Origin of the sequence: Thermococcus sp. (assembly GCF_026988555.1) — an archaeon.
In the GTDB taxonomy this organism is placed as follows: Archaea; Methanobacteriota_B; Thermococci; order Thermococcales; family Thermococcaceae; genus Thermococcus.
Genome location: NZ_JALSLB010000060.1, coordinates 1 through 7,619 on the forward strand (window position 1 = coordinate 1; position 7,619 = coordinate 7,619).

Sequence of the window (7,619 nt, forward strand, 5' to 3'; positions counted from 1 at the left end):
ATCAGCGTGAGATGGCGGTTAATTGCCTCCTTCGGAATTACCCGCAGTAGAGCCGCACCCAAAACTATCGCGGGCAGGCTGCCTGCGAAAAGCCTCACGGTTATATCGGCGCGGACGTGGCCCCTCCTCCCGTGGAAGAAGGCCCCGAAGACCCTCGTGACTGTTGCATATAGCAGGTCTGTTCCGACCGCTGTCAACGGCTCGACGCCGAGGAAAATAAGTGAGGGTGTCATCAGGGCCCCGCCGCCGACCCCCGTGAGGCCAACGAGGAAGCCAACAAGGAAGCCCAGCCCGGCAAAGGTGGCTTGCAATGCCCTCCCCCCGGTTCAGGGCAGGTAGCCGAGCTCCCTGGCCTTTTCTATTACCGCCTCGACCTCTTCCTCCGGCGTCATCTTTGAGCTGTCCACCCTCACCTCCGGGTTTTCGGGCTCCTCGTAGACGCCATCGTAGCCCGTCAAACCTTTTATCTCTCCCCTAAGGGCTTTGGCGTACAGTCCCTTGGGGTCGCGCTGGATTCTCACCTCAAGCGGGGCGTAGACGTAGACCTCGATGAAGTCCTCAATCTCCTTCCTCGCGTACTCCCTAACCGCTCGATAGGGCGAAATCAGCGAGACTATTGCTATTACCCCGTTCCTGCTGAGGAGCTTGGCCATGTGGATGACAACGCGGTTGTGCATCTCCCTCGCTTCCTTGCTGAACCCCAGCTCCGGGTACAGCGTCTTCCTTATCGTGTCCCCGTCGAGTATCTCAACGCGGTAGCCCATTTCCCTGAGCTTCCTCGCGAGCTTTACCGCCAAAGTCGTCTTTCCGGCGCCGCTCGGCCCCGTGAGCCAGATTGTAAAGCCCTTTTCGAGGTTTTTGAGCCCCATCAAATCACCCCAGTGCTTTATAAAGAACATAAACACCCAGTAAGAGCACGAATGCGCCGATAATTTTTCTTAGCTGTGATTCTCCGATGAATGTAACTAAACGGGCTCCTATCAAAACACCGAGCAATCCTCCGAGGCAGAGCATTGCGGCGACACTGAACAGTACATGCCCCGTGATGAGGTATGTGAGTGCGGCCGTGCCTGAGATTAAAACCCTCGCAAAGAGGGAAGATCCCACAACTTTTTTTGGCAGTGCCCCTAATATTATCAGCAGGGTAACTCCAACGGGACCCCATCCCGTCCCGAGAAACCCCTTCACAAAGCCCGCAAGGAGCCCTATGAAGATGGCGTAGTGGTATCCTCTGTTGTGATCCACATCAATGATATTTCGGGGGATAACAGCAAGCAGTACAATCCCTGCGAATATTTCATAGATGCCTATGATGATCTTCGAGCTTTTGACTGGGACATATCCAGCAAGGTATGCTCCAAGGAACGCTCCAATAATTCCGAAAAGAAGGGAAGTACTGAGTTCTTTTTTGAAGTTTCCCCTGCTTTTGTGCACGATTCCCCCCGCAGTGGAGGTTACGACCTCGCTCGTGAGAACACTGCCCTTTGCCTCCATTGGATCAACGCCCGAGAGGATCAACAGAGGCACAGCTATGGCTCCGCTTCCGCTTCCAAAGGCACCGAGGGCGATTCCCGCAAGGAGCCCGGTAATCACATTGCCAATCATGGTTTTCATCTCCGGTGGTTGAATTACTAAAGGATGCTCCTCCCGTGCATTTCCGCCAGCGGCTCCTCTACTCCGAAGAACCTGAGCACCGTTGGAGTGAAGTCATAGATGGTCAGCTGCGTTGCCTTGCTCTCGTCGAAGCCCGGAAGATACATCGAGAACACCCCGAACTCGGAGTGGTTGGCATCGTCGGGCCCGGTGTCGTTCTCAGGCAGGTAGTTGCTCGGGTGGCCGACGGTTCCTGCCGCGCGCCAGTTGAGGTTGTCGAAGTAGACCATTATGTCCGGCTTGCTTCCCTTCGCTATCGGATAGATGTCCTCGGGGTAGAACACCTTCGTATCCCACCTCTCGCCGTTCGGGCCGCGTATTGACTTTATCTGCTCGGCAACCTCGTCCCTTACCTTCTCGAACCTGGAGAGCGGTATCTTTCCGGCTTTCTCCCTTCCAAGGACGTTGAGGAAAACGCGCGAGTAGTAGCCGCCCCAGCCCCAGGCGGTGGTTTCCTTCCAGTCGACCTCAAGGCTCTCAAAGCGCTTGACCTTTCCGTCGTGGAGAACCTCGGGGTTCTTCACCTTCAGCAGGCCCTCCTCGGCCAGCCACTGGTTGACCGCGAAGTTGCCGTGCATGGCCTTTATTCCGTGGTCGGAGACGATGAAGACAGCCGTCTCGTCGAGGTCTATTAGCTTGAGGGTCTCTCCTATCTCCCTGTCGAGGAGCCTGTAGTAGTCTGGAATGACGTTCTCGTACCTGTTTCCCTTACCCGGGTAGAGGTGGTGGTTTTCATCAAAGTAGCGCCAGAAGGCGTGGTGGAGCCTGTCCAGGCCTATCTCGACGAAGTGGAAGTAGTCCCACTCCTTCTCCTGGATGAGGTAGCGTATGACTTCAAAGCGTTTCTCCGTCATCTCCCAGAGGCCTTCCTTGACCTCATCCTTGGCTTCCCTCCTGAAGGGGACGTCGAAGATGTACTCCCCAACGAGCCTCTCGATCTCGCCCTTCAGCTCTTTTGGATAGGTGTAGTCCACGCTTGCATCTGGCGTTATGAAGCAGCTCACGAGGTGGCCGTTGATCGGCTTCGGCGGGTAGGTCGGAGGAACGCCCACTATTATCGACTTCTTTCCGCGCTCGCCGAGGTAGTCCCAGAGCGTCTTTTCTCTCACCTTTTTGCTATGGGCTATCCAGTAGTCAGTGTAGGAATAGCCGCTCCTGTGCCTGAAGCCGTAGAGGCCGAGCTCGCCCGGCGTCTTGCCGGTGACCATCACCATCCACATGGGGATGGTTATCGCTGGAATGCCGGTCTGCATCGGGCCGTAAACCGACTTTTCGAGGAGCTTCTTCACGTTGGGCATGTCGTCTATGAAGCGGTTGAACAGCAGCTCCGGCGGGGCGGAGTCGAGGCCTATGACGAGGACCTTCTTCGTCCGCTCCATTCCCTCCTTAACTTTCCTTTCAAACTCCATTCTCCTCACCTCAGGTATTCCTCAATGATCGCCATTACATCCCAGATTTTATCCCTCTCGCAGACGCAGCCGAGGACTTCCCTCTTGCCGCCGGCGTTGGCTCCGAGGGTTTTAATGCGTTCTATTATTTCGGCCACCTTTATCCTCTCCGCTTCCTTTGCGGAGATCCTAAAGTACACCTGGCCCTTCCCGTGGAAGTTTCCGTTGATGACCACCGCGCCCCTATAGTTCATCTCCCAGACGAGCTTCCTCGCGACCTTTGAGATAATGTTGAAGGGGCTCTCGAAGTGAACGATGGCGAAGCCGTCCCGCTCCTCGGCGTTTGAAACTGCCCCCTCGATGGCCTCCCTTATGGCTTCCGCCTTCTTCACCCACGGCTCGTATTCGAGGAGCTCTTTCACCTCGTGGCTTAAAAGAACTCTAAGGGCTCTCTCAACCGCCTCCCGATCCATGGCGATATAGTTGGAGTCGATGAGCTCAACGAGCCTCAGCGCATCTTCCCGTGAGGTTCCCTCCCTTTCCAGGAGCTTTCTGACCCTATCCAGCTCAAAGGCCTTCTTCCCTATATCCCCAACGACACCGAGGGCACTCCAGGCGTTCCATATCCCAAAGTGCTCCGAGACGACGAGCGAGCAGGAGGGGTAGTACTCCCCACCGAGCGAGGGATTCACCTGCTCAACAAGTGGGTTTTTGATTCTCGGCTGGGTGTGGTGGTCTATGAACAGCGTTGGAACCTTGACCTTCTCGACCTCGCTCGGGACGTTGAAGTCTAAAACATAGAGCCTCTCGGCTTTTCCAATGGCCTCCCATATTCTCTCGTCGAAGCGGAACTCACCTATTGGTTCGGTGATGTTGGTGAACTCCCCCAGATCAAGCGCCCTAACCAGCAACGCTGAAGATGTCACCCCGTCGGTGTCCCAGTGGTGGACTATTAGATGCACCTAACTCACCCCGCAAAAAATAATGGGAATCACTCCACGAACGGGTTCTCGAAGCTCCTCACGACCTCGAAGACCTCAGGCCTCATCATGTACTCCGGCGGCTTTTCGCCGGTCATTATCATCTTCCTGAGCTTGGTGCCACTTATGTGGATGTGGAACTCCCTGTCATGGGGGCATATCTTCGCGTTGACCATGCCTCCGCACTTCCTGCAGTAAAAGGACTCACGGATGAACATCGGGCTTATTCCCAGGTCAGGGAACTCTCCGAAGAGGTCCCAGGCCTCGTAGGGCCCGTAGTAGTCGCCGACTCCAGCGTGGTCCCTCCCCACTATGAAGTGCGTCGCACCGAAGTTCTTCCTCATTATCGCGTGATGGACTGCCTCCCTCGGCCCTGCATAGCGCATCTCGTAGCGGACTGTCGCTAAGGTCGCCGCGTCCTTGCGATAATAGTGCTCGAAGAGGGTCTCGTAGGCCCTGATTATGACCTCGTCCCTGTAATCGCCCCTCTTTTTTCTCCCGAGGACGGGGTTGATGAAGAGACCGTCGACGAAGGTCAGTGCCGCTTTCTGCACGTACTCGTGGCCGAGGTGGGGCACGTTCCTCGTCTGGAACGCAACGATGGTCTTCCAGCCGCGCTCCTTGAAGAGAACCCTCGTCTCGACCGGCCTGAGGGTGTACTTGGCGAAGGGGTTTGGGAGCTCGTTGAGGAGCTCTATCTCTCCGCCGACGAGGTAGTCCCCCATCTTCATTACTCTTGCGACACCCGGGTGGTTAGCGTCATCGGTCTTGAAGACCTTGACCGCGAATTCCTTCCTGTCGTAGGTGTAAATCTCCTCGACGTGCATCCTCGCTACCGGCAGGTCGTCGTAGTAAAGGAGGATTGCATCACCCTCGTCGAAGGTTCTCTCCCTCACATCGAGCACTATCGGGATCGTCCAGGGCGTGTCGTCGCTCAGGCGCATCGTGTATAGAACGCTCTCGAAGTCGTCGCTCGTGAGGAAGCCCTTGAGCGGCGAGTAAACGCCGTGCGCGATGTTCTCTAGGTCTATCGCTCGGCCGTGCTCGATCTGGACACGCGGGTATTCCTCCTGCTCGCTCAGAATCCTCTCACGGGTTCTTTCAGCCACGAACCTCCTGACGAGCCTGCCTCCGTGGGGCTTTGAGACCATGGTATCACCTCAGAACGGGAGGGCCTCAGTCGAGGTAGCCGAGGGCGCGAAGCCTCTCCTTGACCTTTTCTTCCTCCTCTTCGGTGAAGACTTCCTCCTTCTCCTCCTCTTCGAGGCTCGCCAGAACCTCGCGGAGGACGTAGGTAACGTAGTCCGAAACCGAAGTGAACCCTGTACCCTCTATTCTGGCCTTGATCTTGTCGTAAAGGGGCTTTGGTATAGAAACGGTCGTGTACTTCTTCTCCTCAGCCATGGCAAACACCTCCAGCCTTAATTATATTTAATTACATTTAATTAAACGGAGAGTGGAGAATATAAAGCTTTCGAAAAGAGATGAAATCTGAAACATTAATCTAGTTTCCAGCGCCAGATAGTACATCCTCGATCCTGAAAACTCCTCTGTCGAGCACGGTCTTCTTCCGGACGTAGGTATAGCGGACAACGACGCTCCCGTTCAGGTTCTCTGGCAGGATAAACTCGTTCTTCCCGTGGACACCGTACCATTTCTTGAAGACGAGAGTGCCGTTGTCGAGGAACCCATAGATGCCCAATCCAGTCCCAGTGGCGTTCGTGAACTTCAACACCACGGAGCCATTCTCAGCGGTAACCACCACGTTGGGGTGATTAAACCGGAATATCTTGAGAATACCCCCGTCAGAATAGACGAGGCTGTAGTTTGTAAGGTTATCTGTGAACATGAGTCTCGCCAGTGGCGTTTTGAACGTTTTCGTGTTCATCAGTACGGCATAGCCATAATTTAGGTTGACATAAACGTACGCGTTTTGATTCACCATTCTTCCCGTGGAGAACCGCCTTAGGGAGTTTCCAGCCTCCAGATAGAGCTCCTTCGGTTCAAAGGACGACGCCCCCACTCTCACAATCGCCTCAGGCGCCCCCCGGCCGGGTTGGAGAAGGATTGAGTAACCCCCATTCGAGAACATCAAGACGTTCCCGTACCTTCCGGAGAGAGGCATCAGGACGAAACCATAATCCGCTGGGGAAACCCCGGCCGTCTCAAGCACGGCCCCGAACTTTAGGAGGGTGTCGTACGAGACGGTAACGTAGTCAACCCCCCTGGCCATCAGCTCACTTGGTTTTCTGAGACCGAGGTAGTACTGTGCAACCCATCTGTTCGGGCTTCCCTGCGCCACCGGCGCCCGGTTGGCATAGTACGTCACCCAGTGCCCGTGGTCCCACCAGGTAATGATGACATCGTTTATGTTGGAATGCTCGCCTAGATACGTCAGACCCTTTACCCAGTACCCGTTGACGAAGGGCCTAGCGTCGAGTGTGTTCTGAACCCCCTGGGTTGCGGTCACCAACGGCACCAGGAGGATCAAAGATGCCAAGAGAAGGGACCCCACCCTTTTCCTGTTTACCACAGACCTGAGGGATTCGTAGAGTCTGATGCTCCCGATGCCTGCCGTCAGTGCAACGGCAATGGACCCCATGAATAGGAACCTCGTCCAGAGGAACACCATGGGTCCGACCACGAGGAGAAGCCCTAAGATGAAGAAGTCCCTCATCCTGATCCTCTCTGGAGTGAAGCTCAGAAAGAACGCGGGCACCATCAGGAGAGCGGCGCTGTAGGCGGTCCATGCGGCGCTGAATGTGGTTCTCTGAGTTTCGGCTATGGGGGCGGTCGGGAAAAGCTGGTGGATTAGAGTATCCACACGCCCGTAGTACCTCAGTCCCACGACCATAGCGGCGGCGAGCCCTATGCCAGCTATTAGTAGCCTCCACCGATCCCCCCTGACGAACCTTGAGAGCATCATTAGGACCATGATCGTTGCGATTGCAGCGGGAACGGCGTACCTGAGGAAGGCGAGAAGGAATGCGTCCCTGATGAGGCCGAAGTGCAGGCCGAATTCCTTCGCAAACTCCCTGCCGAGCCAGCGGTCAGCCCCCACCATCCCGTAGTTCAGGTGCCCCCCTATTGAGTTAGCTAGAAGGGCCCCAAAGGCGGTGGAAGCCGTGAGAGTGAGGGCATCCTCAAAATACGCGTTCTCCCGGAGGATGAATGCACCCAAAGCCAGTGTCAGGGCACTTCCCAGCAGGAATGCAAATATGGGATAGTAAGCCTGCCAGAAGGCTGCGGCAAGGCCGCTTGCAAAGAGTGGTATGGTATAAAACAGCAACCTCCTCCGGTTCCTCCTACCAGACGAGAGCGCGAGACTCACACCAAACAAACTCACACTGTACCAGAAGAGCATATAATTGTCGCCCCTGTAGTACCCTGCCATCGAGCGGAAAACGTGCCCGAAAAGCACGGTTAGGAACAGTGAAGATAAAAACGCTTCCTCTCTACCATACAACCTCAAAACAGCCAGATAAAGGAAGAGCACCGTTAGAACGCCAAATATAACGGGGGTTACCCTGAAGGAGTTGTAGAGGGAGACTCCAAATACTGACAGGATCCTATAAACGTAGGCCGGTGTCATCCAGAG

The 7,619-nt window shown here is 55.5% G+C and carries 8 protein-coding genes; all 8 read right to left on the minus strand.

Annotated elements, in window-relative coordinates:
• Positions 1 to 311: TSUP family transporter (locus MVK60_RS09875; RefSeq protein WP_297438936.1), on the minus strand; the 311-nt coding region annotated here is incomplete at its 3' end.
• A 15-nt stretch (positions 312 to 326) separates the two neighbouring features.
• Positions 327 to 869 (minus strand): adenylyl-sulfate kinase, encoded by a 543-nt coding sequence (cysC, locus tag MVK60_RS09880; RefSeq protein ID WP_297438938.1) that lies wholly within the window; start codon positions 867 to 869, stop codon positions 327 to 329.
• Between the two features lie 4 nt (positions 870 to 873).
• Complete coding sequence (locus MVK60_RS09885; protein ID WP_297438940.1) at positions 874 to 1,614, minus strand: sulfite exporter TauE/SafE family protein; 741 nt, start codon at positions 1,612 to 1,614, stop codon at positions 874 to 876.
• Positions 1,615 to 1,631: 17 nt separating this feature from the next.
• Positions 1,632 to 3,062 (minus strand): alkaline phosphatase family protein, encoded by a 1,431-nt coding sequence (locus MVK60_RS09890; RefSeq protein WP_297438942.1) that lies wholly within the window; start codon positions 3,060 to 3,062, stop codon positions 1,632 to 1,634.
• 5 nt (positions 3,063 to 3,067) lie between these two features.
• Entirely contained in the window at positions 3,068 to 4,003 is a 936-nt protein-coding gene (locus MVK60_RS09895) for a DHH family phosphoesterase (protein ID WP_297438944.1), read from the minus strand.
• Between the two features lie 29 nt (positions 4,004 to 4,032).
• Positions 4,033 to 5,172, minus strand: a complete 1,140-nt coding sequence (gene sat / locus MVK60_RS09900; RefSeq protein WP_297438947.1) for a sulfate adenylyltransferase — start codon at positions 5,170 to 5,172, stop codon at positions 4,033 to 4,035.
• 25 nt (positions 5,173 to 5,197) lie between these two features.
• Positions 5,198 to 5,425: a ribbon-helix-helix domain-containing protein gene (locus MVK60_RS09905; RefSeq protein ID WP_014788819.1), complete on the minus strand. Its 228-nt coding sequence runs from the start codon at positions 5,423 to 5,425 to the stop codon at positions 5,198 to 5,200.
• Positions 5,426 to 5,525: 100 nt separating this feature from the next.
• The coding region (locus MVK60_RS09910) for an STT3 domain-containing protein (RefSeq protein ID WP_297438950.1) at positions 5,526 to 7,619 on the minus strand (2,094 nt) is incomplete at its 5' end.